This is a genomic window from Campylobacter sp. IFREMER_LSEM_CL2090 (assembly GCF_025771865.1).
Taxonomy (GTDB): domain Bacteria; phylum Campylobacterota; class Campylobacteria; order Campylobacterales; family Campylobacteraceae; genus Campylobacter_D; species Campylobacter_D lari_D.
This window is the reverse complement of record NZ_JAKMRA010000008.1, coordinates 72,598-98,473: the sequence shown is the minus strand read 5'-3', so window position 1 is coordinate 98,473 and position 25,876 is coordinate 72,598. Positions and strand designations below refer to the sequence as shown.

Sequence of the window (25,876 nt, the reverse complement as noted above, 5' to 3'; positions counted from 1 at the left end):
GAGTTTTAGTAGATTATAATATAATATTAGGATGATGTTAAATAAATTAGATTTTTTCTTAAAAGATAATAATATATTTCTAAGTGGTTCTGCTGGAGTTGGTAAATCATTCTTAACTACAGAACTTGTTAAATTATATAGAAAACAAGGTAGAATTGTTGTTGTATTAGGTTCTACTGGATTAAGTGCATTTAATATAGGAGGAGTTACTTTACATAGTTTTTTTGCTTTTAAAAGATGTCAAAATTATGATGAGTTATATTATGAAGATAGAAAGCAAAGGGATAAACTAGAAAAATTAAAGAGAATTTTAAAGCAATGTGATTTGTTGGTTATTGATGAAATCTCTATGGTAAGTGCTTCATTGATGGAAATGATTTATTATAGATTAACAAGAAGTGACTTTAGTGGCAAAATTTTATTAGTCGGTGATTTTTTTCAACTTCCACCTGTAATAAACTACAAAGAGAATCAAAACACTTTATTTCAAAATACTCTATATGCTTTTTCTTCTCAAACTTGGAATGATTTAAAATTTGTCAATTTAAAGCTTAGTATTACTAAAAGAACTTTGGATAAACAATTTTATGAATATTTATTTTTTCTTAGAATTGGTAAAGTAAATCAAGAAATACTAAGTTTTTTTAAAAAAATGTTAATTTATCCAAAAGATTTGCTTGAGTATATGGATGAATATACCCTATTGTGTGCTACAAATAAAAAAGCTAATTGTATAAATGCTAAAAAATTAAATCTTTTGCAAGGTAAAGAAAAAATATTTAAATCAAGAATGGAAAAATTAGATCATATTTTAGATGATAAAACTTACGAACAGTGGATTAAAGGATTAAATTCTTTAGAGGAGTTAAAATTAAAAATAGGCGCTAAGATTATTTTTTGTGTAAATAATAAAGAGGAAAATTATTACAATGGAGAGCAAGGAATTATTTTAGATTTTATAAAAGATAAAGAGCAAGAATATATTTTAATAGAAAAAAGCAATGGTGAGAATTTGCGATTAAAGGTTTATGAGTATATTTTGGAAGAATATGATTTAGATGATGAAGAAAAATTAGAAGTAAAAGTAAAAGCAAAATTTATTCAGTTTCCGATAAAGTTAGCTTATGCTATAACAATCCATAAATCTCAAGGTATGAGTATAGATAAGCTTATATGTGATATTGATGGAATTTTTGAAAAAGGACAATTATATGTATGTTTATCAAGGGCCATTAATCCTTGTAGTTTAAAAATCATATATAATTATAAAATGCCTTTTGAGGATTATTTTTTAAGAATTTTAAAAACCGATAAAGAAGTGAAAAAATTTTATTTACAAGAAAAATTTATAGATTTAGAAGAAGATGAGGAGATAATATGAAATGGATTATAGTTTTGCTTTTAATGTTTTTTAATATCCATGCTAGTTCCTTGAGTATAGAAAATTTTAGAACTGATTTATATTCAAAGGTTGGAAATAATACTTTAAAAAAAATTGAAATGAATTTAGATTTTGAAGGAGAAAATTTAGATCAAAAGAAAATTATAGATGCTTTAAATACCATTGTATCTAGTTATTTTTATGAAGATTTATTTACAGAAGTTGGTAAAAATAATTTTAAAGAAACCTTGCTTAAATTTAGTAATAAAAAATATAAAACTCAAATTAAAAATATTTATATTTTAAAAATTAATTCGGTAGCTAAGTTTGACTTGGAAGAATTTAAGCGTTTTATAAATGATTTGGAAAAAAAAGATGACAATACAATAAAAACTATCAAACAAAAGGAAATTCAAGATAATTCCAAAGTTGCAAAAAATACGGATCAAAATAATACTCAATCAAAAGATATAAATACCGATCAAATAAACAACAATGATAAAGATGATAATAAAAGTTTTAATCAAGATACTAACACAAGTAAAGAGAATATGGATATGATTTTAAAAACCATGGAAAAAACTCAAATGCAAATGTTAGCTCCAAGTAAAGAACAGCAAGATTTGTTTAATGAAATACCATTTTGATTATTGAATAATATCAAAATGGCTTGGGATTTTTGGTATAAAAATATTTTCGTTGATATTTTGATCAAATTTCTGATTATAAAAATAAATACTAACTAAATTTCCTAACTCATCTTTATAAGAAATATTACTAAGATTATCATTTTTTAGTTTGATATTATATGTGATATTTTCGTATTTTGCTTCATAATTTTCATGAGATATTAATTTTGCATTTTTAAAAATTTCTTGAAGATTTGGTAAATTTTGCAATTGAGTATAAATGGCTTGTTCTAACTCAGGCTCTATGATAATAACTTCTTTGTGATTGATATAAATTTGTTTTTTATTTGGTTTAGTATAATTCCAAAAGGCTTTATTTTGAGTAATGATAAAATTTCCTTTATAATTTAGTGAAGAATTATTGCTTTGCACCTTTTGTTCAAAATCACTACTAAAATTTTTAAAATTTATATCAAAAGCAAAAATACTACAAACAAATAATATTAAAAATATAAAATATCTCATAATTACCCTTTAAAAATTTTGTAAATTATATAAAATTTATCCAAACAAAACTTTTTATATAGTTCTAATTAAATTCAAGGTATAATCTAGCATATATTTTTGTAATTAAAGGTAAAAAAATGTTTTCTAGTGTATTTAAAGCAATATTTGGCACAAAAAATGATCGAGAAGTAAAAAAATATTTAAAGAGGGTTGTGCAAATTAATGCTTTAGAATCAAAATACCAAAATTTAAGCGATGATGAATTAAAACAAGTATTTATAGAATTTAAAACACAAATTCAAAAAGAAGAACAAACTTTAGACCAAATACTGAATGATGTTTTTGCGATAGTTAGAGAAGTAGGAAAAAGAACTCTTAATATGCGTCATTTTGATGTGCAATTAATTGGTGGTATGGTTTTACATGATGGAAAAATTGCTGAAATGAAAACTGGAGAAGGTAAAACCTTGGTTGCAACTTTACCTGTTGTACTAAATGCTATGAGTGGTAAGGGTGTGCATGTGGTTACCGTAAATGATTATTTGGCTAAAAGAGATGCAGAGCAAATGAGTGCTATTTATAATTTTTTAGGTTTTAGTGTAGGTGTGATACTTTCAGAACAAAATAGTGATGAGGCACATAAAAAAGCTTATGAGTGTGATATAACTTATGGTACAAATAATGAATTTGGCTTTGATTATTTACGCGATAACATGAAATTTTCAAAGCTTGAAAAAGTACAAAGAGAGCATAATTTTGTTATAGTTGATGAAGTAGATAGTATTTTAATAGATGAAGCAAGAACTCCGCTTATTATAAGTGGGCCTACAAATAGAACTTTAGACGGCTATGTTAAAGCAAATGAAGTAGCAAAACAAATGCAAAAAGGCCAAGCAGCTACTACTCCTCAAGAATTGCCAAGTGGTGATTTTGTTGTCGATGAGAAAAATAGAACTATTATGATTACAGAGGCTGGAATTTCTAAGGCTGAAAAATTATTTGGAGTAGAAAATTTATATAGCTTAGATAATGCAATATTGGCCCATCAGCTTGACCAGGCTTTAAAAGCGCATAATTTATTTGAAAAAGATGTGCATTATGTATTAAGAGATAAAGAAGTTGTAATTGTTGATGAATTCACGGGAAGATTAAGCGAGGGAAGACGCTTTAGTGATGGTTTACACCAAGCATTAGAAGCTAAAGAAGGGGTAAAAATTCAGGAAGAAAGTCAAACTTTAGCAGATATTACTTTCCAAAATTATTTTAGAATGTATAAAAAGTTAGCAGGCATGACAGGTACTGCACAAACTGAGGCAACGGAATTTTCTCAAATTTATAATTTAGATGTAGTTTCTATACCTACAAATATACCAATTGCAAGAATAGATAAAGATGATTTGATTTATAAAACTCAAGAAGAAAAATTTAAAGCAGTTATTGAAGAGATAAAAAAAGCAAATGCAAAGGGTCAGCCAGTTTTAGTGGGAACTGCAAGTATTGAAAGAAGTGAAGTATTTCATAATATGCTTGTAAAAGAACGCATTCCTCATCATGTGCTTAATGCTAAAAATCACGAGCAAGAAGCTTTGATTATCCAAGATGCAGGTAAAAAAGGTGCAGTGACTATAGCTACTAATATGGCAGGTCGTGGGGTTGATATAAAAATAGATGATGAGATAAGAGCTTTAGGTGGGCTTTATATTATAGGAACTGAGCGTCATGAAAGCAGAAGAATAGACAATCAACTTCGTGGTCGTGCAGGGCGTCAAGGTGATCCTGGTGTAAGTAGATTTTACTTAAGTTTAGAGGATAATCTTTTGAGAATTTTTGGTGGTGATCGCATAAAAAATATCATGGAAAGATTAGGTATAGAAGAGGGCGAGCATATAGAAAGTCGTATTGTTACAAGAGCTGTTGAGAATGCGCAAAAAAAAGTTGAAAGCTTGCATTTTGAGAGCAGAAAACATTTGCTTGAATATGATGATGTGGCAAATGAACAAAGAAAGACTATTTATAATTATAGAAATGAATTGTTAGATGAAGAATTTGACTTGCAAGATAAAATTTTAAAAAATATTGCTGAGTATAGTAATCACTTAGTAAGTCAAATTTATCTAAATGCAGAACTTGAAGATGATGTTAAGCATTTTGAAAGTTTAAAACAAAAAGTAAGTTATGAGTGTAATCTTGAGCTTAGCGAAGCTGATTTTAAAGATTTAGGTGTAATTGAAGTAGAAAATAAATTAAGTGAAATTTTAGAAAAAGCTTACAAAGATAAAATGAGTATTATTGAAGATAAAGAAGCTAGAAGAATTGAAAGAATTTTATATCTTCAAATTTTAGATAATCTATGGAGAGAACATTTATACCAAATGGATATTTTAAAAACTGGTATAGGTTTAAGAAGTTATAATCAAAAAGATCCTTTGGTAGAATATAAAAAAGAAAGCTATAATCTTTTTATGGAGCTTGTTGAGCGTGTTAAATTTGATAGTTTGAAATTACTATTTAATGTAGTTTTTACTCAAAAAGAAGCACAAAATTTTGAAGAAAAAAGTCATGAACAAAATGAGCAGTTTTTAGCTAATACCACAGAAAGTGGTGTTGATGAAAATGGTGAAGCACAAGTTACCAAAGTACCTAGAAATTCACCTTGTCCTTGCGGTAGTGGTAAAAAATATAAAGAATGCCATGGTAAAAGTGGTCCCAAAAAAGGTATTTTAGCTTAAGGTTTGAAATGAATTTGGTTATAGTCGAAGATGATATAAATATGAGAAAATCACTCGAAATTGCTTTGAGTGAGTATGAGGAATTTACTATAAAATCTTATAAATCAGCAACTGAAGCTTTAAAAAAACTAAATGATGATGTTGATTTGATTATTACAGATATTAATATGCCGGGTATGGATGGTATTGAATTTGTGCAAGCTTGTGAGAATAAATATGATTTTATTATTATTACAGGTAATGCAACGCTAAATCGTGCCATAGAAGCAGTAAGACTTGGAGTAAAAGATTTTCTAGTAAAACCATTTGATATTAATACTTTAGTAACTGCGATAAAACGCGCAAAAATAATTCAAGAAAAGACTTCTAAAAAAACAAACAAAAAGATTATCAAAAAAGAAGAAAATCAAGATTTTTATGGCACTTCTAAAGCTTTAGAAGATTGTTTAAAATTGGCTACTAAGGCTGCTAAGACAGATGCGAGTGTGCTTTTTTTTGGAGAAAGTGGGGTAGGTAAAGAAGTTTTTGCAAATTTTGTGCATAAAAATTCAAAAAGAGCACAAAAACCTTTTGTGGCTATTAATATGGCAGCAATTCCATCAAATTTGATAGAAAGTGAGCTTTTCGGTTTTGAAAAAGGTGCATTTACCGATGCTAATACTACTAAAATAGGGTTGTTTGAGCTTGCTAATGAAGGCACTTTGTTTTTAGATGAAATAGGTGAAATGCCTTATGAAATTCAAGCAAAATTATTAAGAGCTTTACAAGAAAAAGAAATTACAAGATTGGGAAGTACTAAAAGTATAAAGATTGATGTAAGAATTATTAGTGCAACTAATGCTCATATAGAAAAAAAGATTGCAGATAATGAATTCAGACAAGATTTATATTATAGGCTTAATACTATTCCTATTAATATACCACCACTAAGAGAGCGTCAAGAAGAAATTTTGCAAATTGCACAAAAGGTATTACTTGATACATGTAAAGAATATGATTTTAATGAAAAAACTTTAAGTCAAGAAGCACAAGATGCTTTGCTAGCTTATGATTTTCCAGGTAATATTAGAGAGTTGATTTCTATTATACAAAGAGCTTGTATTTTAAGTGAAAATGATGAGATTAGCGCTCAAGATTTATTCTTAGAAAGTAGAAAAAGTAAAGATATTAAAAATCTTGAAAAAGAATTGATTTTAGAAGCTTTAAAAAATTCGCAAGATATTGCAGAAGCAGCTAAGCTTATAGGGATGAGTGAGAAAATTTTTAGTGAAAAAATGAAAAAATACAATATTACTTAAAAAGGATGGATGATGAAAAAAATAGCCATTGTAGGTGCAACTGGAGCAGTCGGAGAAGAGCTTTTAAATGTTTTAGATGAGCTTGATTTCCCGGTTGAAAGTATTTTACCATTAGCAAGTGCAAAAAGCGCAGGTAGTGAAGTAGAATTTAGGGGAAAAAGTTATAAAGTAAAAGAATTAACTCCAAATGTTTTTAAAGAAAATCCTGTAGATATTGCTTTTTTTAGTGCCGGAGGAAACATAAGTGCTGAGTATGCAAAATACGCAGTAGAGTGTGGTGCTGTAGTGATTGATAATACTAGTCATTTTAGAATGGATGAAAATATTCCTTTGGTAGTTCCTGAATGCAATAGCGAAGATATTAAAGATTGGGAAAAAACAGGAATTATTGCTAATCCAAATTGCTCTACTATACAAATGGTGCATGTTTTAAAACCACTTGATGATGTATTTAATCTAAAAAGAGTAGATGTAAGTACTTATCAAGCAGCAAGTGGTGCAGGTAAAGAAGGTATGGAAGAATTAGTTCAAGGAATGCAAAGTTTTTTTGCTTTTAAATTAGATGAATTTGAGGCAAAAACTTTTCCATATACCTTAGCTTTAAATTTAATTCCTCAAATTGATGTTTTTAGTGAAAATGGCTACACTAAAGAAGAATTAAAAATGGTAAATGAAACGCAAAAAATATTGCATAAAAAACTTGAAATTTCAGCAACTTGTGTAAGAGTTCCTGTGCTTAGAAGTCATAGTGAAGCCATTACTATGCATTTTGAAAAAGATGTTGATGTTGCTAAGGTTAGAGAGATACTTTCTAAAGCACCAAGTGTTGTTGTGATTGATGATGTAGAAAATAAAAAATATCCTATGCCGCTTTTTACAAGCGATACTAATGAAACTTATGTAGGAAGAATTAGACGCGATATTAATCATAAAAATATTTTGCATTTATGGTGCGTGGCTGATCAAATTCGTGTAGGAGCTGCTACAAATGCAGTGCGTATTGCGCAAAAATGGTTAGAATTGGTTTAAAAAGGAGAAAAATGTTAGAAAGATTTTTTGAAAATTTATTAGTTAAAAGCCGTTTAGTCACTATTTTGCCTGTAATTTTTGGCCTTATAGGAGCTTTTGTTTTATTTTTTATTGCAAGTTATGATGTGATTAAAGTTTTAAAATATGTATTTGAGTATTTTATGTTGCCTAATTCTACGGTAGATTTGCATGAGGATATTGTTGGTTTGATTATAGGGGCTGTAGATTTATATTTAATGGCTTTAGTTTTATTTATATTTTCTTTTGGAATTTATGAACTTTTTATTAGTGAAATAGAAGAATTTAAACAAACTAAACAGTCAAAAGTTTTAGAAGTGCACAGTTTAGATCAACTAAAAGATAAACTTGCAAAAGTTATTATTATGGTTTTAGTTGTAAATTTTTTCCAAAGAATTTTGCAAATGCAACTAAATACGGTTTTGGATATGACTTATCTTGCAGGTTCTATTTTAGCTCTTTGTATAGGACTTTATTTTTTACACAAAAGTGATCATTAAAATAAGGAATAAAAATGATTTTTATTGATGCATGTTTTAAAAAGTCAACCTCTTATACTCCAGTTTGGATGATGCGCCAAGCAGGAAGATATTTACCTGAATATATGCAGGTTAGAGCAAGTGCTGGAGATTTTTTATCACTTTGTAAAGATTATAAAAAAGCGAGTGAAGTTACCTTACAACCAGTAGATATTTTGGGTGTTGATGCAGCTATTATTTTTTCAGATATTTTGGTAGTACCTTTAGAAATGGGTATGGATTTAAAATTTGAAAAAGGCGAGGGCCCTATATTTTCAAATCCTATTAAAACAAAAGAAGAATTGGAAAGATTAGATGTTGAAAAAAGCATTAAAAATCTTTCTTATGTTTATGATGCACTAGCATTTACTAGAGAAAAACTTACACAAGATAAAGCTTTGATTGGTTTTTGTGGAAGTCCTTGGACTATTGCTACTTATATGATAGAGGGTGGTAGTAGTAAAAATTATGCAAAGTGTAAAAAATTAGTCTATCAAAATCCTGAATTTTTACATCAAATTTTATCTAAACTTACTTTTGTTTTAAAGTATTATATTCAAGAGCAAATTAGAGCAGGTGCTAATGCTATACAGATATTTGATAGTTGGGCAAGTGCTTTAGAAAAAGAAATGTTTTTTGAGTTTTCTTTTAAATATATGCTTGAAATTGCTGATTTTATAAAGGAAAAATATCCGCATATTCCTGTGATTTTATTTCCTAAAGGGGTAAGTGGGTTCTTAGATGATATAAATGGAAATTTTGATGTCTTTGGAGTAGATTGGAGTACCCCTTTAGAGTTGGCTAAGGAAAAACTAGGCACTAAATATACTTTGCAGGGTAATATGGAGCCTTGCAGACTCTATGATAAAAAAGCTATTGAACAAGGTGTGGATAAAATTTTAAATATTATGCAAGATAGTGCACATATTTTTAATCTCGGACATGGAATTTTACCTGATATTCCTGTTGATAATGCTAAATATTTTATCAAGCTAGTTCAAGAGAAATCTAAAAAGTGAGTAAAATAACTTTTGGGCCTATAAGTTCAAGAAGATTTGGACTTTCATTGGGAATTGATTTAAGTCCAAATCAAAAACAATGTAATTTTGACTGCGTTTATTGTGAATTACAAGCTGCAAAGCCTTTGGAAAAATCTTTAATTTATCCTAAAATAAAAAATATTATCGATGAAGTACAAAGTGTATTGAAAGGTAATGTGCAATTTGACTTTTTAACATTAACTGCAAATGGTGAGCCTACTTTATATCCTCATTTAAAAGAATTAGTTTATGAGTTAAATAAAATAAAACAAGATAAAAAACTCTTAATCCTAAGCAATGGTAGTGGAGTTTTAAATTCGGATATTTTTGATGCTTTAATGTATATTGATGTAGTTAAATTTAGTCTTGATAGTGCAATGGAAAAAACTTTTTATAGAGTTGATAGGGCTTTAAAGCAAATAAAACTTGAAACAATGATAGAACAAATGATCGCCTTTAGAGAGAAATTTTTGGGTGAGCTTGTTATGGAAGTTTTAATTGTCAAGGGATTGAATGATAACAAAGATGAGATGTTGGCTTTAAATGAGGCATTTGACAAGATAAGACCATCAAGAGTGGATTTTAGCACTATAGATAGACCGCCTGCGTATCCTGTTAAAGGTATATCTTTGGAAAAGTTGGAAGAATTAAGTATGTATATTACTAGTGTGCCTGTTGTGCTTGCTAAACATTATTACAAAGGTGAAAAAATTGATTTTAATATCCAAGAGCTCTTGAAGATGCTGCAGCTTAGAGCACAAAGTGAATTTGACATAGAAAACAAATTTAGTCAGCATAGTAAAGATATATTAGAAAAATTAATTAAAGAACGAAAAATTGTTGTAGAAAATTTAGCAGGAGTAAAATTTTACAAAAAAGCGTAATTTTTTATAAAAAATCTTGACAAAAAAGTTTTTTTCTTATATAATATCATTTCTTATTTATTGATGTTCCGGATTAGCTCAGCGGTAGAGTAGTCGGCTGTTAACCGATTGGTCGTAGGTTCGAATCCTACATCCGGAGCCACTTCATAAAGTTAATCTCATGTATATTTTATAATAATCTAATTTGTAATTTATAATTATATTTTTTGATAGTTAATTAGTATTTTCTTATTTTATGAAAATACTAATTTTTAATATCAAAAGTAAAAAATTTACTTTCAAAATTATTCCCTACTTTTTCATATTGAAACATAGCGGGTTCTAAATTTTGGACTTCATGATATAATAGTCCTAGTGCAAGTCTTGCTTCTAAGGTTTCTTCATTTTCTAATTTTGCAAGCTCTAGTAAAGCTATGGCTGAATTTGGATTATTAGAACCTATCGCTGCTACTGCGGCTAAAAATAAAGTTTGTGCATCTTTGATTTTATAATCATCTATTAAGATATTGTAAAGTGTATATGCTTCTTGGTATTCTTTAGCAAAAATATCAACATAAGCTAGAGCAAAAATCAGTCCGATGGAATTTTTATTACTCATAGCAAGTCTTTTTTTTATGTCATTTCTAACATGATTTAACAAGCCTGTAATTTGCATAAGTGTCACATAGCTGTCTTTAACTATACCAGCTCCACCAAATAAAGAATTATAATCAAGCTTGGTTGTTAAAAAATACATTTGTGCTTGTTTGGCATACTCTTTAATATCAAGATTTGTGTTTTTAGAATTAAAATATAAAATATTGCTAATAATATCCTCACCGAGTAAATCTTTTAATTCTTTTATTTTTTGATTTCTTAAAATTTCAAGATTATTGCCATTAGCAGCTACTATAGCAAACATTAATTCTAAAGGAGTATTTTTGCTATTTGAAAGGTTATCTAAATAAGGAATCATAGCAGTAAAGTCACTTTTAACTAGATGTAGTAAATATTTATAGATATTATGATTTTGATCGATATTATTATCTGCTTGTAAATTTTCCAAAAGTTCATTAGCAAGTTTGGTATAATCTTTTTTTACTAAATCCATGCAATATATGGCAAAAATACCTGCAATATAATTTTTTGGATTTAAATGATAAGCAGTTGAAAAATGTTTATATGCATTATTATAATCTTGCAGTTGTGCATAAGTTAAAGCAAGATTATAATGAATTACATCGTGAGCATGATAAATTTCACTTAAATTTTTAAATTCTTGATTTGCTTCTCTTAGATGAAAATTAAAAGCTAGATTGATAGCATGAGATAATTCCACATTAACGCCTGATAAAGCTTTGCTTTTAACAAGCAATTCATTTTCATACTCATACCCTTGTATGAAATTTCCCAAATCAGCTTTTGTGATGAGTTCCATGCTTTGTTTTATATCAAAAACGCGATAAGGTGAAAAATAAAAAAGTAAATCATAAATTTGTTGTTTTCCTGTGATTAAACTTTTGGCAAAATGTTGCTGCGCTATATCAATATTTGAAAAATTTCTTTTTAGTCTTGTTTTTATGTTATAGTATTTTGAGCCAATAGCTCTATCTTTTACATATAAAGTTTTTAAAATTTGTGCACCATTGTCAAATTGGCCTGTTTTTAATTCTACTAAAGCTAGAGCCATTTTGCTTCTTATGGCTTGATTTTCTATTTTTGATGCTTTTTCAAGATATTCTTTAGCTTTTTTATACTCTCCTAGTTTTGCATATAATAAACCTAAGGGTAAGCTTGCTTCATAATCTTGTTGCTTTTGCAGAAGATTAATGGCGTTTTGGTCAGATTTTAATAATGCGTAAATTTTTGCCCCAAGGTAATAAGACTCCCCTTGATAGCTGTTGATATTACTTGAACGCATGAACATTTGTAAAGCCTCTGGATAAAATCCTTGATAGTAATTAATTAATCCTAGATAATAATCATACAAAGAAGATTTAGAATCTTGTGGTAAATGTACCCTTGCTAAATCAAGATAATATTTAAATTTCTCTTTATCGCCTAGATTAAAATAACACACAGCTATATTAATAGCTGCTGCAACTTTGTGTTCTTCTAATTCTAAAGATTGTTTGAAATTTTCAACAGCACTAATATAATCTTTTTGTTTCATTTGGGCTACACCAAGATTATAACTAGATAAAGATTGATTGAAAATATTAATATTATTATAAAGCTCTAAAGCGCTTTCTATATCACCTTTTTCATATAATAAATTTGCCTTTTGTACTACAAGATCTAAAGCAGATTGTTTCACCTTTGTGATACTTGTACTAACATTATCTTCTAAAATTGGATTATTTGTGATTACTTTTTTATCTTCTTTAAAAACAAGAAGTAAAACTAAAATAATAAATAAAATTAGAGCAAGAGCACCAAGTGTTGAAATCAAAATAAGAAATTTTTTATCAAAAAGCTTTTTCTTTTCTTCAGGTTGTGATGCTTGAAGTTCTTCCTCTACTCTTTGAAAAGTACTTTCTTCTTCCTCTAATTCAGGAGGTATTGTGCCAGGAGGGATAGTTTGTTCTTCCACTCCTGGATTTTCATCAATCTCTGAAAAAGCTTTTTCTTGATTATCTTGTTCTTTAGGTGTTACTTCTTCGGCCATGTTTTCTCTTAAAAGTATTTTCTTAATGCATCAGGAATTCTTATATTTCCATCTTTTTCTTGATAATTTTCCATAATAGCTACTAAGGTTCTACCAACAGCTAGCGAAGAACCATTAAGTGTGTGAACTAATTCATTTTTGCCCTTATCGTTTTTAAAACGGATCTTTGCACGTCTTGCTTGAAAATCTTTACAATTTGACACAGAGCTAATTTCACGGTATTTGTTTTGCGATGGAAGCCATACTTCTAAGTCTACTGTTTTCGCAGCAGAAAAGCCCAAATCTCCCGTGCAAAGCATTAAATGCCTATGTGCTAGACCCAAAGAGCTTAGTAAATCACTAGCGCAATTTAACATTTCTTCAAACATCAATTCACTTTGATCAGGCTTACATATACTAACAAGCTCTACTTTTTCAAATTGATGTTGCCTTATAATACCTCTTGTATCTCTACCCGCGCTTCCTGCTTCTTGTCTAAAACAAGCACTATAGCAGGTCATTTTTAAGGGTAGTTCTTCTTGAGTTAAAATTTCATTAGAATAAAGATTAGTTACAGGAATTTCAGAAGTTGAGATGAGATATAAATCATCATTTTCTACCTTATACATATCATCTTTAAATTTAGGAAGCTGTCCTGTGCCATACATGGTTGCGCTATTTACTAAAAATGGTACATTAACTAGCTCAAAACCTCTACTTCTATTAAAATCAATCATATAATTTACCAAGGCTCTACTTAGTAAAGCTCCTTCATTTTTAAGTACACAAAAACGACTTTGTGAGATTTTAACCCCTCTTGTAAAATCAAGCCAGTTTAATTTTTCTCCCAAATCATGATGTTCTTTGATTTCAAAATCAAAACTAGGAGGTGTCAGAACTTTTTTTAATTCTATATTTTCATCTTCATCTTCTCCAAAAGGCACGCAATCATCAGGGATATTTGGTATTGCTAGGGCAATTTGTTCTAGTTTTTCTTCTAGCGTGCTAACGATTTTTGACTGAGTATTGATTTTTTCTTTATTTTGGCTTAGTTGTACCTTTAAGCTTTCTTTATCTTGTGCTGTTGCAAGCTCTTTACTAAACTTATTTTGAAAAGCTTGAAATTCTTCCAAAAGTGCTTTTTCTTTTTTTAAATTTATAAATAAGTCGCTAAGTTCTTTGAGTAAATTTTCATCTACTTTTTTAGCTTTTAGTTTTTGTGCAATTTCATCAAAATTATTTTGCAAAAGTTTTAAATCTAACATTCTAACTCCTTTTATAGTCCTATTTTAGCATAAATTTTTTCCATTGTTTCTCGGGCTTGTTTTTTTGCTTTGCTTGCTCCAAATTCTAAAATCTCATCGATTTTAGAAGGATTAGCTAGTAATTTTTCATATTCTTCCTTAGCCGAGGCAAAATACTCACTAATGATTTCATTTAAATACATTTTAAAATGCCCATAGCCTTCACCACCTTTTTCATAACGGCTTTTTAAAGTTTCTTGTTTTGTTTTGTCTAAAAACAATTTTGCGATTTTAAATACATTACAATTTTGCCAATCTTTTGGATCTTCTAAAGCTGTACTATCTGTAACAATAGAAGAAATTTGTTTTTTAATAGCTTTTGGTGTATTGAAAATATCGATTGTGTTTTGATAAGACTTGCTCATTTTAGCTCCATCAGTACCAGGTACTACTGCAACTTCATCATTAACTTTAGCTTGAGGTAGGGTAAAAATTTCACCCCATTCATTATTTACTTTTAAAGCTATATCTCTTGCTATTTCAACATGTTGAATTTGATCTTTACCTACAGGAACTACTTGAGCATTAAAAAGTAAAATATCTGCAGCCATTAAAACAGGGTAAGAAAAAAGCCCATGGTTGGCATTTAAACCTTTGGCAATTTTATCTTTATAGCTATGTGCTCTTTCTAAAAGTCCCATTGGGGTAAATTGAGAAAGAATCCAATAAAGCTCCATCACTTCTTTTACATCACTTTGTAACCAAAATACGCTTTTTTGTGGATCAATTCCTAAACTTAAAAAAGCTGCCGCAGCTTTGAGTGAATTTTGTTTAAGTTTTTCTCCATTAAAATTTGAAGTCATAGCATGATAGTTTGCTATAAACATATACATTTGATTTTCTTCTTGCATATTTAGCATTTGTTTTATAGAGCCAAAATAATTTCCTATATGTAAATCCCCACTTGGCTGTAATCCTGTAATAATTCTCATTTTACCTCTTTTTTGATTTCTTTAATTATTTCTTGGATATTTTTGTTTTCAATGTTTATAATGATATTTGCTTTTTTTTCATATTTTTTAATTCTTTGATCAAATAGTATTTTAGCATTGTTTGTGTTTGAAAATAAGGGTCTTGTGGCCAATTCTTCTTTATTTAGTCTTTGCAAGAGATAATCAAAACTTGCTTTTAAGTAAACGATAGTACCAATATTTTTTATTTTTTTTTGTTCTATGAAGCCACCACCGCTTGCAGTAGAACAATTTTGCACATAAGTTAAAAACGAAACAAGTTTTTTTTCTTCTTTGCGAAATTTTTTTTCTCCATATGTTTTAAAAAATTCACTAATTTCAAGATTAAATTTTTCTTTGATTAAAACATCTGTATCTAAAAAGAATTTATCATATTTTTTTGCATAAGCCCTTGCTATAGTTGTTTTACCACAGCCCATAAATCCTACAAAAAGGAGGTTAGTTTTCTTGCTCATCTTTGCTACCTTTTTTTCTTGAAGCTAAAATTAAAGGTACACCTTCAAAGTTAAATTGTTTTCTAATTTGATTTTGTAAATATCGTTTATAACTAAAATGTAAAGCTTTTGGTCTATTCATAATTAGAGCTATTTTTGGAGGTGCTAAGTCGTATTGAACCGCATAATAAATTTTCACTAATTTACCATAATCATGTGGTAGCGGGTGGGCTCTTGTGGCTTCTTCTACCAAAGCATTTAATTTTGCTGTTGGAATTTTTTGGGTGAAATTTGCAAAAACTTCTAAAATTTTATCCAAAAGTACATGTATTCTTTTTCCACTTAAAGCTGATACGCTTACAACGGGCGCATAAGCTAGGAATTTAAAACGATCTAGTTTTAATTCTTTTAAAGTTTTATCAAAATCAAGCTCGCTTTTATCCCATTTATTAAGTACAATAATCACACCTAAACAATGTTTAGCAGCAAGTCCTGCAATACGCTCATCAAGTTCGTTAAAACCTTCAGCTGCGTCAAGTACTAAAAGTGCAATTTGAGCATTGGCTAGGGCATATTCAGTTCTATTAAGTGCATAACGCTCTAAACCCTGTATTTTCCCGCGTTTTCTAATACCTGCGGTATCTACAAATTCGATGATTTTATCTTTATGCATAATGCTTTCATTAACAGGATCAATTGTAGTGCCTGCTATATCGCTTACCACGCTACGTTCTTCTTTTACTAAAGCATTTAAAAGACTTGATTTTCCTACATTAACCCTGCCGATAATTCCCACTTTAATATGATTTTCATTAATAGTTTTTAGCTTAAAATCTCCGCTATTTTCATCAAAATTTTCTAAATAACTTTCAAAGTCTTCTTCTTCATCTGCATTTAAATAACTTTCATCTAAAAACTTACTAGCCCACATACAAAGCTCATCAATGCCTATATTATGTGTTACAGAGATATTAAAAACTTCTTTTACTCCAAAATTAGAAAATTCCCAAGATCTTTCTTCGTCTTTTTTGTTATCGACTTTATTGATTACTAAAGCTATGGGTTTGTTGAGTTTTTTCATTTCATAAAAAAAAGCTTTATCTTCATCATCAGGTAAAAATTTTCCATCCACCATATAAAAGATAATATCACTATTTTTAGCAGCTTTAAGCGAATTTGCTTTGATATTTTTAAAAAGCTCATTACTCTCATCAAGCCCGCCGCTATCTATCAACAAAGCTTTTTTGCCATCAATTTCTACTTCTATTTTATTAGTATCTCTTGTAGTTCCACTTATGTCACTAGTTATTGCAATGCGCTTTCTTGCAAGTCTATTAAAAAGACTTGATTTGCCAACATTTGGTTTTCCTATTAAAATAATACTTTGCATTAATACTCATTTTTTAAATTTTTATTTGTGATTATATAAAAATTGCCTTAAAATTAAGCAAAAAAGACTAAAATAACAGGAATTTTATATGGAATTTATATGTTAAGAATAGTTAAAAAGAATTTAGGTATATATTTTATGATTATTGCTTCTATAGAATTTGCATTTGTAGGTGCTTGTGCAAAAATTCTTAGTGAAGAATTATCATCGATTGAAATTATGTTTTTTAGAAATATTATAGGCACAGCTTTTATGCTTTATGCGCTTTCAAAATTAAATTTTCATAAAAGTGGCGGACATCTTGGACTGCTTATTTTTAGAGGTATTATAGGAACGATCGCTTTATATCTTTTCTTTTATAATGTTTCTAATATTTCATTAGGTGGGGCTTTTGCTTTTCAAAAAACAGCGCCTATTTTTATAGCTTTGATTGCTTTTTTGTTTTTTAAAGAAAGTTTGGGATTAAAAGCTTGTTTTGGGATTTTGATTGCTTTTATAGGAGTATTATTAATCTGTCAGCCTTTTGCAGATAGCACTACGCATTCAGGTTTTGATTTAAAAAATAGTATTTTAGGAATTTTAAGCGGTTTTTGTGCAGCCTTGGCGCTAACTAGCGTAAGAGAGCTTAGAAAATCATACCCAGCGCCATTTATAGCTTTATCTTTTGTTTTAATTGGTACTTTGATGCCTTTAATGTCTATGATTGTAGGTTCTTTTTATGAAATAAAAGAGCTTGATTTTTTAATTGCTCCTTTTGTTATGCCTAGTCTTAAAGCTTGGATTTTTATTGTTTTGATGGGAATTTTTGGAGCAATGTATCAAATTCATGTTACTAAAGCTTATGGAGTAGCAAAAAAGGCAGGAGTTGTCGCAGGAGTTAGCTATATAGATGTAGTTTTTACTTTATTTTTGGGCATATTATTAGGAGATGAATTTCCTAGCTTAATGGTTTTTATAGGAATTTTTAGCATTATTTTAGGAGGAATTATTTTGGTTAGTAAGCAAACAAAAGGAAAGAAAAATGGAAAATAAAACAGATTTAATTTATGGTTTAGAAGATAGACCACCTTTTGCTAAGGCATTTTTTGCTGCATTAGTGCATTTAATGGCTATGTTTGTTGCTGTGATTACACCTGCTTTATTAATTTGCAAAGGACTTGGGATAGATGATACTAATACGGCTAGAATTATTTGTATGTCGCTTTTTGCTTCAGGCGTTGCTTCGCTTTTGCAGATTAAAACTTGGGGTCCTATAGGGAGTGGACTTTTATCTATTCAAGGGACTAGTTTTAATTTTGTTGCACCTATTATTTTAGGTGGGCTTGTTTTAAAAAATAATGGTTTATCGCAAGAAGCAATGCTTGGAGCCATTTTTGGCACTTTAATGCTTTGTTCTACTACTGAAATGATTATTTCTCAAATTTTACCTTTTATTAGAAGAGTGATTTCGCCTTTGGTTTCAGGTATAGTTGTGATGATTATAGGTCTTAGTTTGATTAATGTTGGCCTTGTGAGTGCAGGAGGTGGATTTGCGGCTAAGGCAAGTGGTGAGTTTGGCTCATTACAAAATTTATTATTAGCCGGAGTTGTGATTTTAAGTATTATTGTTTTAAATCGTTTTAATAATGCCTATATAAGAATTTCTTCTTTATTTATAGCTATGATAATAGGACTTTTAGTAGCTATGACTTTTGAAAATTTTAGTTTTAATTTTAATGAAAATTTACCTTTAGTGTTTTTACCCGATCCTTTACATTATGGTTTGAGTATTGATTATAATCTTATTTTACCTTTGATTTTAGTTTTTATGGTAACTTCTTTAGAAACTATCGGCGATATTAGTGCTACTAGTGAAGTTTCAAATCAGCCAGTTAAAGGCGAACTTTATACAAAAAGATTAAAAGGCGGGGTTTTGGCTAATGGTTTTAATTCCTTTGTTTCAGCCTTTTTTAATACTTTTCCAAATTCATGTTTTGGGCAAAATAATGGCGTTATAGCTTTAACAGGTGTTGCAAGTCGATATGTTGGATTTATTGTAGCTTTTATGTTGATGATTTTGGGTTTATTTCCTATTGTGGCTGATATTACTTTACAAATTCCAGAGCCTATTTTAGGTGGAGCAACTTTAGTAATGTTTGGTACTATAGCTGCAACGGGAGTTAGGATTATTTCTAAGGAAAATCTAAATCGTCGTTCTATTATCATCATAGCTATGAGTTTGGGTATAGGACTTGGAGTTTCTAATAATCCTGATATTTTAGAATTTATGCCAATGTGGTTTAAAACTTTATTTTCTTCAGGGATTGCAGCAGGTGGGATTACGGCTATTATTTTAAATTGCGTTTTTCCGCTTGAAGAAAATGAAAAAAATAAAGTAAAATAATAAAAATAAGGAAAAATAATGAAAAAAATGATACTAATAGCAGGTCCTTGTGTAATAGAAAATGAAGAACTTGTTTTTAAAGTTGCACAAGAGCTTGAATGCTTTTTAAAAGATGATAGAATTGATTTTTATTTTAAATCAAGTTTTGATAAAGCAAATAGAACTAGTATTAATAGTTTTAGAGGACCAGGCATTGAAAAAGGCTTGGAAATTTTGCAAAAAGTTAAAGACAAATTTGGCATGCAAATTCTTACTGATATTCATGAGAGTTCTCAAGCAAGTGTTGCGGCTGAGGTTGTAGATGTTTTACAAATTCCAGCCTTTTTATGCAGGCAAACTGATTTATTAGTAGCTGCTGCTAAAACAAAAGCCAAGGTAAATGTAAAAAAAGGGCAATTTTTAAATCCTGAAGATATTAAATACAGCGTAGCTAAAATTTTACAAACTAGAGGCATTAATGAAGAAGGTTTTGAAATAGCCAAAGAAAATGGAGTTTTTGTAGCTGAGAGAGGTTCGAGTTTTGGCTATGGAAATTTGGTTGTAGATATGAGAAGTTTGGTTATCATGAGAAAATATGCTCCAGTTATTTTTGATGCTACTCATAGTGTGCAAATGCCAGGAGCAAATGGTGGAAGTAGTGGAGGCAAAAGTGAATTTGTAGAGCCATTAGCAAGAGCTGCTGCTAGTGTAGGCGTAGATGGATTTTTCTTTGAAACGCACATTGATCCTTGTAAAGCTTTATGCGATGGACCAAATATGCTTGATCTTTCAAGACTTAAAAACTGTGTAAATACGCTTTTAAAAATTCAAGAAATCATTTAAAAAAGGAAAATTATGAAGATAATAGAGGGAAATTTAAGTTTAAAAGGTGATGAGAAAATTGCGATTATCAATGCAAGATTTAATCATATCATCACAGATCGTTTAGTTGAAGGTGCTAAAGATGCTTTTTTAAGACATGGAGGCAAGGAAGAAAACTTAAGTCTTATCTTAGTGCCAGGTGCTTTTGAAATTCCTTTTGCATTAAAACAAGCTTGTGAGAGTAAAAAATTTGATGGAATTTGTTGTGTTGGAGCAGTAATTCGTGGAAGTACACCACATTTTGATTATGTAGCAGCTGAAACTACCAAAGGTATAGCAAGTGTGGGGCTTGGAGCTAATGTGCCTGTGAGTTTTGGAGTTTTAACAACTGATACCTTAGAGCAAGCCATAGAAAGAGCAGGTAGTAAAGCAGGTAATAAGGGTTTTGAAGCTATGCTTACTGTAGTTGAAATGCTTAATTTAATCCAAAAAATTAAGGCTTAAAATGGCTACTAGACACCAAGTAAGACAAAGTATAGTTTCTTTGCTTTATGCAGCACAGTTAAATCAAGAAAATAAAGATTTTATCAATGAATTTTTGGATGAGAAAAAAATTCGCAATGACCAAAGAAAATTCACTCTAGATTTATATAATGGTATTAATGAGCAACTTACTTTGCTTGATGAGAAAATCAATGAGTGCTTGAAAGAGCACAAATTAGATGGAGTAGCTAGTATAGAAAAGGCCATTTTGCGTTTAGGTGCTTATGAGATTTTATTTACTTCTACACAAAAAGCGATTATCATTAACGAGGCTATAGAGCTTGCAAAAGAAATGGCAGGGGATAATGCTCCTAAATTTATCAACGGGGTGTTGGATAAAATCAACAAGGAAAAGCAATGAAACTTTGTGTGGCTTTTGATGTGTCAAGTTATGATGAGTGTATTAGTTTGGCTAAAGAATTAAAAGGTTTAGATCTTTGGGTTAAAATAGGACTTAGATCATATTTAAGAGATGGAGCAAAGCTTTTAGAGGCGATTAAAAAAGTGGATGATTTTAAAATCTTTTTAGATTTAAAGCTTTATGATATACCAAATACCATGGCAGATGCTTGTGAAGAGCTTGCTAAGCTTGATGTGGATATGTTTAATATCCACGCAAGTGCAGGTAAAAGTGCTATGTGTATGATTATGGAGCGTTTAAGTGTTTTGAGTAAAAGACCTTTGGTGCTTGCTGTATCTGCTTTAACTAGTTTTGATGAGCAAGAATTTTTTAGTATATACAAACAAGATATCAAACAAGCTGTTAAGGAATTTTCTAAAATTAGCTATGAAAGCGGTCTTGATGGTATGGTTTGTTCGGTATATGAGAGCTTATTGATTAAAGAAAATACAAATACAAATTTTATTACACTAACTCCTGGAATTCGTCCTTTTAAAGAAAATTTAGATGATCAAAAAAGAGTAGCTGATATACAGTGTGCTAAGGATAATCTGTCAGATTTTATCGTGGTTGGAAGACCTATTTATAAGGCAAAAGAACCTAGAATGGTTTGTGAGAATATATTAGAGCATTTAAAATAAGCCTCTAGGCTTATTTTAAATAAATTTTCATTTTCTTATTTTCTAAAATAATTCCATCATCATCACTAATAATTTGAAATTCTCCATTAAAATATCTTAAGAAGTCGTTTTCAAATTTCATAGATTCTTGATCGCAAAGCATTTTTGTCGAAGCAAGATTATCTTCTATTTTGATACTACTTCCTTGATCTTTATAGTTTCCAAAAAATCTATTACATCCTGATACACCAAAAACTCTTTTATCTTTATTATCAAAACTAATGCTTGCTTTAGCATTTTGAGGAAGTTCATGATTTTTTCCATTAGCTTCATAAGAACTTATAGTAAATTCTTTATTTTGTAAATCATCAACACTTAAATTTGCCACAGAACACCCACTAAAAATAGCTAAGCTCGCTATACTTAATGTGATTATTTTTTTCATTTTTATACTCCTTTGATTTATACATGAAAATGTTTTAATTCATCCTCTAAATTTTGACAAACTATATTTAACTCATGAGCAACATCTAATAAAATTTTTGAAATTTCTTCATTTTTATCACTTAATTTTACCGTTTCTTGCATTTTATCAAGCAAAGATTGTAAAGTTTCTTGTGTGCTTGAAATTTTTTGCATGCAAGCATTTGCTAAATCTCTTGCATTTTCATTGCAAACTTTTACTTCATTGGTTCCTTCTACAAGTTCTTTTGCATCTTGATTTAAAGAGTTAATTTCGTTAGCATTGTGTTTTAACTCTTTAGAAACTTCATTGATACTATCTACTAATTGTTTGGTTACGATGGCAATATTTTTTAAAAATTCTTCTGAATTTTGAGCAAGATTTCTTACATCTTCAGCAATAACTGAAAAGCCGCGACCAAATTCTCCAGCACGTGCAGCTTCAATACCTGCATTTAAAGATAATAGATTGGTTTTATCAGCAATTTCTCCCATCATGTCAGAAGCTTTTTTAATCTCTTCTGCTTGTTTTTCCATAACTTCTACTTTTTGAGATAATATATCTTCATTTTCAGCTACAACTTTTACCTTATCTACTACTTGATTTAATGAGTCAAGCATGGTGTTTAAAACTTCAAAAGATTTTGTATTGGCTTTATTTGCGTTATTTGAAAGTTCAGCAAGATCTTGTAATTCTGTATGAATTTGCTCACTTAAATGATAAGATTCATCAGTTTTTGTATGACCTTCTTTAGTTCTATTTGCTAGATCAAGTGCATTAGCATTTAAAAGTTTAGATTGTTTATCTACCATTTGAGAGTTTTTATTAGTAGAAACTACTGCATTTTGAATTTTTTCAATAAATTGGTTGATGTAGGTGCAAGCTTTACCTATTTCATCGGTGCTTTTTATATTAATTCTTGCGCGTAAATCTCCATCGCCGCTAGCTAGTTCTTTAGCATGTTTTAAAAGATCTAAAACAGGATTACCTACAACTAATTTTAAAATATAAAGTACAGCAAAAACGGTAAAAAGTAAAGCAACGCTAAAGATTATAATATAAGTTCTAGCTGAACTTGCCAAATCATCATCTACATGTTTTAAATCATTGTACATATCCATAACACCCAAAACATCGCCTTCTTTAGCATTAGCATGACAAGCAAGACAACCTTTATTAGCGATAAGTGGGCGTATAAGTCTTAGATAATGTCCTTGTTCGTTATTGATTTCAACAGCTTTAATTTCTGGCTTGTTAAATTGCTCGTTGATAATACTCTCATCACTTTTTGTAAAATGTTGTATTTCAAAGAGCTCAATTGTGCTTTTTGAAGGATAAATTTCAATATCTTTTATACCTTCTATTTCACCAGCATCTTTTATAGCTTGTTCTATAATAGCAGGATCGCCTAAATTCATTGCCATTCTTAATGTTTGAAAAACAGAAGTGCTTAAAGTATCTAAATGTGCACGGCTGATTCTATCTGTAGTTTGTTGAGAATCTTTTTGTAAGATAATCTGCATGATAATAAAACTAATTAGCAACGTAGAAATCATTGCTAAAGATATTTTTGCACCTATGCTTTTAAACATTTAAAACTCCTTTTATTAGTGTAAAAAGTGTCTTATGCCGCTAAAGTATAATGCGATACCATACTCATTAGCAGCTTGGATGATATCCTCATCTCTTATGCTTCCACCCGGTTCAATGATGGCTTTTACTCCTATTTTGCTAGCCTCATCTATACTATCTCTAAATGGAAAGAAAGCTTCGCTTGCTAAAACACAACCATTTAGATCAAGCCCCATTTCCTTGGCTTTATTAATAGCTGCTTTAGCTGCATCGATACGACTTGTCATACCCATACCAATGGCTACCATAGCTCCATTTTTTACATAAACTACATTGTTTGATTTAGTAAATGCAGCAATTTTCATAGCTATTTCAAGATCTTTTAATTCTTGTTCATTAGCTTTTCTTTCGCTTTTTAAAATCGCATTTTTTAATTCATCTTCTTTAACTTCATCACTATCTTGATATACAAAACCACCATCTATGTGCTTAAAATCATATTTATCATAAGCTCTAGTTAAAAATGGCGCTTTTTGTGTAAAGATTTTAATACGCTTTTTATCTTTAAAAACTTCCAAAGCATCATCGTCTACATTTGCTGCAATAATAACTTCTATATAAATTTCATTGATTTTTTGCGCTAATTCTTTATCTAAAGTTCCATTGATAGCAACAACCCCACCATAAGCACTTAAGGTATCGCATTTAAGAGCATGGATATAGCTTTGGAGTAAGTTTTCTTTTATGGCAAATCCGCAAGCATTTGCATGTTTGACTATGGCTACTGCTGGAGCTTTATCAAAAGCACTTGCTAAATTTAAAGCCGCGTTAATATCGGTTAGATTGTTAAAACTTGCTTCACCTTTTAAGGTTGTAAAATTGTGTGTGAAAAAGTCATCAAATTCATATAAAGCACCTTTTTGATGAGGGTTTTCTCCATATCTTGTGTCAAATACTTTTTGACCTACGATAAATTTACTTGCACCAAAGCCACCATTAAAACGCTCATTCATATAATTTGCTATGTAAGCATCATAATTTGCTGTATGCTCATAAGCTTTGATCATCAATGCTCTTCTAAAATCAAGATCTAAGGTATTATCTTTTAAGGCTTGTATGATTTTATCATAGTCTAAAATATCACAAACGACAATGACATTTTTAAAGTTTTTTGCACCACTGCGTATCATAGCAGGACCACCAATGTCGATATTTTCTACAATCTCATCAAAATCTTGGGTTAAAATTGTAGTTTTTTTGAAAGGATATAAATTCACACAAAGCAAGTCTATACTTTCGATGTTGTAATCTTTGGCTTGTTTTTGATGATCTTCATTTTCTCTTTTGTATAAAATTCCACCATGAATTTTTGGGTGCAATGTTTTAACACGCCCTTCAAACATTTCAGGGCTTTGAGTAAATTCACTAACTTCTTGTACTTGTAAATTATTTTCTTTTAAAAGCTTATAAGTACCTCCGGTGGATAAAAGCTCATAGCCTAATTTAGTAAGTTCGCTAGCAAATTCTACAACACCTTCTTTATCACTCACACTAATTAGTGCTTTCATTAATTTTTCCTTTCTATATATTGTTTTAAAAATTCATATGATTCATTAATTTCTTGAAATTTTTTAACACCTTCTTTGATTTTTTCTTCATCACTATTGTTTGCGTTTAAAATATCAGGATGGTATTTTTTGGCAAGCTCTCTATAGCGTTTTTTAAGCTCTTGCAAGTTTGCATTTTCATTTAAGCCTAAAATTTCACAAGCCTTTTGTAAATTCATACCTGTATTTTGTGTTTGCATAGAGTTTAAAAGTTTTTCAAGTATATTTACATCAAGTTCAAAAGCTCTAATGATAGCTCTTAAGACATCTTTTTTGGTATTGTTAAGTTCTCCATCAATCAAAGCCATTGCTACTAAGACATTCAAAATATTAATTCTTTCTTGTTGCGGTAAAGGCACTTCTTTGATAAACTCTTTGGCTATATCAAAAGTATCATTTAAAGTATTTTTATGTTCATTAAAACATTGTTTTAAAAAATCTCTTTCTTTTTTATCTTTAGCATTATAATCAAGAATTTGTGAGATCATATTTGCTTCGTTCTCACTAACTCTACCATCACTTTTTGCTATTTTTGCTAAAAGCGCTATAACATAATAGTTTAATCTCCTTTTAAAGCCATCAATCCTTTCTTCATGATAGCCTTGTTTAAAACCTTGGGAGAAGCTTTTAGCTCCTTTTTTGAAAGAGCCTAAAAGATCATCTTTGCCCCAAGTTTTGTAATACCAATAAAATGCAAGAATTGCTAATACCAATAAAACAAAAAGCATT

The 25,876-nt window shown here is 29.6% G+C and carries 24 protein-coding genes and 1 tRNA gene; 15 read left to right on the top strand and 10 right to left on the bottom strand.

Features of this window, described 5'->3' with window-relative positions; all coding sequences use genetic code 11:
- Window positions 1-34 precede the first annotated feature (34 nt).
- Together L8V85_RS06335 and L8V85_RS06330 are read left to right on the top strand one after the other, a co-directional pair.
- Window positions 35-1,381, top strand: coding sequence for an ATP-dependent DNA helicase (locus L8V85_RS06335; RefSeq protein WP_263737690.1), 1,347 nt, complete (start codon window positions 35-37; stop codon window positions 1,379-1,381).
- Window positions 1,378-2,028: a flagellar basal body-associated FliL family protein gene (locus L8V85_RS06330; protein ID WP_263737689.1), complete on the top strand. Its 651-nt coding sequence runs from the start codon at window positions 1,378-1,380 to the stop codon at window positions 2,026-2,028. The genes L8V85_RS06335 and L8V85_RS06330 overlap by 4 nt, the downstream gene beginning before the upstream one ends.
- Here the strand turns inward: L8V85_RS06330 and lolA are convergent, their stop codons facing one another.
- Complete coding sequence (gene lolA, locus L8V85_RS06325; protein WP_220566718.1) at window positions 2,029-2,535, bottom strand: LolA-like outer membrane lipoprotein chaperone; 507 nt, start codon at window positions 2,533-2,535, stop codon at window positions 2,029-2,031.
- Between the two features lie 119 nt (window positions 2,536-2,654).
- On the opposite strand from lolA, the gene secA reads away from it, so the two are divergent.
- From secA to L8V85_RS06290, 7 genes are all read left to right on the top strand, one after another.
- Window positions 2,655-5,246: a preprotein translocase subunit SecA gene (gene secA / locus L8V85_RS06320; protein WP_263728759.1), complete on the top strand. Its 2,592-nt coding sequence runs from the start codon at window positions 2,655-2,657 to the stop codon at window positions 5,244-5,246.
- Between the two features lie 8 nt (window positions 5,247-5,254).
- Window positions 5,255-6,544, top strand: a complete 1,290-nt coding sequence (locus tag L8V85_RS06315; protein WP_263737688.1) for a sigma-54-dependent transcriptional regulator — start codon at window positions 5,255-5,257, stop codon at window positions 6,542-6,544.
- A 12-nt stretch (window positions 6,545-6,556) separates the two neighbouring features.
- Window positions 6,557-7,573 carry an aspartate-semialdehyde dehydrogenase gene (locus tag L8V85_RS06310; RefSeq protein ID WP_263737687.1) on the top strand — a complete coding sequence of 339 codons (1,017 nt, stop codon included), beginning with the start codon at window positions 6,557-6,559 and terminating at the stop codon, window positions 7,571-7,573.
- 11 nt (window positions 7,574-7,584) lie between these two features.
- Window positions 7,585-8,091, top strand: a complete 507-nt coding sequence (locus L8V85_RS06305) for a YqhA family protein (protein WP_087699510.1) — start codon at window positions 7,585-7,587, stop codon at window positions 8,089-8,091.
- A 14-nt stretch (window positions 8,092-8,105) separates the two neighbouring features.
- Window positions 8,106-9,128 (top strand): uroporphyrinogen decarboxylase, encoded by a 1,023-nt coding sequence (gene hemE / locus L8V85_RS06300; protein WP_263737686.1) that lies wholly within the window; start codon window positions 8,106-8,108, stop codon window positions 9,126-9,128.
- Complete coding sequence (locus L8V85_RS06295; protein ID WP_133319331.1) at window positions 9,125-10,033, top strand: radical SAM protein; 909 nt, start codon at window positions 9,125-9,127, stop codon at window positions 10,031-10,033. Before hemE ends, L8V85_RS06295 begins: the two co-directional genes overlap by 4 nt.
- Window positions 10,034-10,100: 67 nt before the next feature.
- Window positions 10,101-10,175: transfer RNA gene (locus L8V85_RS06290), tRNA-Asn, on the top strand.
- 102 nt (window positions 10,176-10,277) lie between these two features.
- Here the strand turns inward: L8V85_RS06290 and L8V85_RS06285 are convergent.
- The 5 genes from L8V85_RS06285 to der are packed head-to-tail and all read right to left on the bottom strand — an operon-like array spanning window position 10,278 to window position 16,758.
- Window positions 10,278-12,680: a tetratricopeptide repeat protein gene (locus L8V85_RS06285; protein WP_263737685.1), complete on the bottom strand. Its 2,403-nt coding sequence runs from the start codon at window positions 12,678-12,680 to the stop codon at window positions 10,278-10,280.
- Window positions 12,681-12,688: 8 nt separating this feature from the next.
- Entirely contained in the window at window positions 12,689-13,924 is a 1,236-nt protein-coding gene (gene serS / locus L8V85_RS06280) for a serine--tRNA ligase (protein ID WP_263737684.1), read from the bottom strand.
- Window positions 13,925-13,935: 11 nt separating this feature from the next.
- Window positions 13,936-14,895 (bottom strand): tryptophan--tRNA ligase, encoded by a 960-nt coding sequence (gene trpS, locus L8V85_RS06275; RefSeq protein WP_263664759.1) that lies wholly within the window; start codon window positions 14,893-14,895, stop codon window positions 13,936-13,938.
- Window positions 14,892-15,389: a shikimate kinase gene (locus L8V85_RS06270; RefSeq protein WP_263737683.1), complete on the bottom strand. Its 498-nt coding sequence runs from the start codon at window positions 15,387-15,389 to the stop codon at window positions 14,892-14,894. The genes trpS and L8V85_RS06270 overlap by 4 nt, the downstream gene beginning before the upstream one ends.
- Window positions 15,373-16,758, bottom strand: coding sequence for a ribosome biogenesis GTPase Der (der, locus tag L8V85_RS06265; RefSeq protein ID WP_133319326.1), 1,386 nt, complete (start codon window positions 16,756-16,758; stop codon window positions 15,373-15,375). Before der ends, L8V85_RS06270 begins: the two co-directional genes overlap by 17 nt.
- 99 nt (window positions 16,759-16,857) lie before the next feature.
- Between der and L8V85_RS06260 the strand changes: the two genes are divergently transcribed.
- From L8V85_RS06260 to pyrF, 6 genes are read left to right on the top strand one after another with little or no spacing between them, the layout of a single operon-like run.
- Window positions 16,858-17,790, top strand: a complete 933-nt coding sequence (locus tag L8V85_RS06260) for a DMT family transporter (RefSeq protein ID WP_133319325.1) — start codon at window positions 16,858-16,860, stop codon at window positions 17,788-17,790.
- Entirely contained in the window at window positions 17,780-19,141 is a 1,362-nt protein-coding gene (locus tag L8V85_RS06255) for a uracil-xanthine permease family protein (protein WP_263737682.1), read from the top strand. Before L8V85_RS06260 ends, L8V85_RS06255 begins: the two co-directional genes overlap by 11 nt.
- 18 nt (window positions 19,142-19,159) lie before the next feature.
- A complete protein-coding gene (kdsA, locus tag L8V85_RS06250) occupies window positions 19,160-19,963 on the top strand; it encodes a 3-deoxy-8-phosphooctulonate synthase (RefSeq protein WP_263670124.1) in 804 nt (267 codons plus the stop codon).
- 12 nt (window positions 19,964-19,975) lie between these two features.
- Window positions 19,976-20,446 carry a 6,7-dimethyl-8-ribityllumazine synthase gene (ribE, locus tag L8V85_RS06245; RefSeq protein ID WP_012661257.1) on the top strand — a complete coding sequence of 157 codons (471 nt, stop codon included), beginning with the start codon at window positions 19,976-19,978 and terminating at the stop codon, window positions 20,444-20,446.
- Window position 20,447: 1 nt separating this feature from the next.
- The gene (gene nusB, locus L8V85_RS06240; protein WP_263659333.1) at window positions 20,448-20,846 is read left to right on the top strand and encodes a transcription antitermination factor NusB; all 399 of its coding nucleotides are present in this window, start codon (window positions 20,448-20,450) and stop codon (window positions 20,844-20,846) included.
- Window positions 20,843-21,526, top strand: a complete 684-nt coding sequence (gene pyrF / locus L8V85_RS06235; protein WP_263737681.1) for an orotidine-5'-phosphate decarboxylase — start codon at window positions 20,843-20,845, stop codon at window positions 21,524-21,526. Before nusB ends, pyrF begins: the two co-directional genes overlap by 4 nt.
- A 10-nt stretch (window positions 21,527-21,536) precedes the next feature.
- Here the strand turns inward: pyrF and L8V85_RS06230 are convergent, their stop codons facing one another.
- Genes L8V85_RS06230 through L8V85_RS06215 form a run of 4 tightly spaced genes read right to left on the bottom strand, consistent with a single transcriptional unit; the run spans window position 21,537 to window position 25,875 of the window.
- Window positions 21,537-21,950 (bottom strand): META domain-containing protein, encoded by a 414-nt coding sequence (locus L8V85_RS06230; RefSeq protein WP_263666751.1) that lies wholly within the window; start codon window positions 21,948-21,950, stop codon window positions 21,537-21,539.
- A gap of 17 nt (window positions 21,951-21,967) precedes the next feature.
- Window positions 21,968-23,560, bottom strand: coding sequence for a methyl-accepting chemotaxis protein (locus tag L8V85_RS06225; RefSeq protein ID WP_263737680.1), 1,593 nt, complete (start codon window positions 23,558-23,560; stop codon window positions 21,968-21,970).
- Between the two features lie 15 nt (window positions 23,561-23,575).
- Complete coding sequence (gene purH / locus L8V85_RS06220) at window positions 23,576-25,108, bottom strand: bifunctional phosphoribosylaminoimidazolecarboxamide formyltransferase/IMP cyclohydrolase (protein ID WP_133319318.1); 1,533 nt, start codon at window positions 25,106-25,108, stop codon at window positions 23,576-23,578.
- Window positions 25,108-25,875 (bottom strand): DnaJ domain-containing protein, encoded by a 768-nt coding sequence (locus L8V85_RS06215; protein WP_133319317.1) that lies wholly within the window; start codon window positions 25,873-25,875, stop codon window positions 25,108-25,110. The genes purH and L8V85_RS06215 overlap by 1 nt, the downstream gene beginning before the upstream one ends.
- Window position 25,876 lies beyond the last annotated feature (1 nt).

What these genes read in the sequence shown, in the direction of transcription:
- L8V85_RS06335 (WP_263737690.1), top strand. Translation starts at nt 35, where the DNA reads ATGTTAAATAAATTAGATTTTTTCTTAAAAGATAATAATATATTTCTA.
- L8V85_RS06330 (WP_263737689.1), top strand. Translation starts at nt 1,378, where the DNA reads ATGAAATGGATTATAGTTTTGCTTTTAATGTTTTTTAATATCCATGCT.
- lolA (WP_220566718.1), bottom strand. Translation starts at nt 2,535, where the DNA reads ATGAGATATTTTATATTTTTAATATTATTTGTTTGTAGTATTTTTGCT.
- secA (WP_263728759.1), top strand. Translation starts at nt 2,655, where the DNA reads ATGTTTTCTAGTGTATTTAAAGCAATATTTGGCACAAAAAATGATCGA.
- L8V85_RS06315 (WP_263737688.1), top strand. Translation starts at nt 5,255, where the DNA reads ATGAATTTGGTTATAGTCGAAGATGATATAAATATGAGAAAATCACTC.
- L8V85_RS06310 (WP_263737687.1), top strand. Translation starts at nt 6,557, where the DNA reads ATGAAAAAAATAGCCATTGTAGGTGCAACTGGAGCAGTCGGAGAAGAG.
- L8V85_RS06305 (WP_087699510.1), top strand. Translation starts at nt 7,585, where the DNA reads ATGTTAGAAAGATTTTTTGAAAATTTATTAGTTAAAAGCCGTTTAGTC.
- hemE (WP_263737686.1), top strand. Translation starts at nt 8,106, where the DNA reads ATGATTTTTATTGATGCATGTTTTAAAAAGTCAACCTCTTATACTCCA.
- L8V85_RS06285 (WP_263737685.1), bottom strand. Translation starts at nt 12,680, where the DNA reads ATGGCCGAAGAAGTAACACCTAAAGAACAAGATAATCAAGAAAAAGCT.
- serS (WP_263737684.1), bottom strand. Translation starts at nt 13,924, where the DNA reads ATGTTAGATTTAAAACTTTTGCAAAATAATTTTGATGAAATTGCACAA.
- trpS (WP_263664759.1), bottom strand. Translation starts at nt 14,895, where the DNA reads ATGAGAATTATTACAGGATTACAGCCAAGTGGGGATTTACATATAGGA.
- L8V85_RS06270 (WP_263737683.1), bottom strand. Translation starts at nt 15,389, where the DNA reads ATGAGCAAGAAAACTAACCTCCTTTTTGTAGGATTTATGGGCTGTGGT.
- der (WP_133319326.1), bottom strand. Translation starts at nt 16,758, where the DNA reads ATGCAAAGTATTATTTTAATAGGAAAACCAAATGTTGGCAAATCAAGT.
- L8V85_RS06260 (WP_133319325.1), top strand. Translation starts at nt 16,858, where the DNA reads ATGTTAAGAATAGTTAAAAAGAATTTAGGTATATATTTTATGATTATT.
- L8V85_RS06255 (WP_263737682.1), top strand. Translation starts at nt 17,780, where the DNA reads ATGGAAAATAAAACAGATTTAATTTATGGTTTAGAAGATAGACCACCT.
- kdsA (WP_263670124.1), top strand. Translation starts at nt 19,160, where the DNA reads ATGAAAAAAATGATACTAATAGCAGGTCCTTGTGTAATAGAAAATGAA.
- ribE (WP_012661257.1), top strand. Translation starts at nt 19,976, where the DNA reads ATGAAGATAATAGAGGGAAATTTAAGTTTAAAAGGTGATGAGAAAATT.
- nusB (WP_263659333.1), top strand. Translation starts at nt 20,448, where the DNA reads ATGGCTACTAGACACCAAGTAAGACAAAGTATAGTTTCTTTGCTTTAT.
- pyrF (WP_263737681.1), top strand. Translation starts at nt 20,843, where the DNA reads ATGAAACTTTGTGTGGCTTTTGATGTGTCAAGTTATGATGAGTGTATT.
- L8V85_RS06230 (WP_263666751.1), bottom strand. Translation starts at nt 21,950, where the DNA reads ATGAAAAAAATAATCACATTAAGTATAGCGAGCTTAGCTATTTTTAGT.
- L8V85_RS06225 (WP_263737680.1), bottom strand. Translation starts at nt 23,560, where the DNA reads ATGTTTAAAAGCATAGGTGCAAAAATATCTTTAGCAATGATTTCTACG.
- purH (WP_133319318.1), bottom strand. Translation starts at nt 25,108, where the DNA reads ATGAAAGCACTAATTAGTGTGAGTGATAAAGAAGGTGTTGTAGAATTT.
- L8V85_RS06215 (WP_133319317.1), bottom strand. Translation starts at nt 25,875, where the DNA reads ATGCTTTTTGTTTTATTGGTATTAGCAATTCTTGCATTTTATTGGTAT.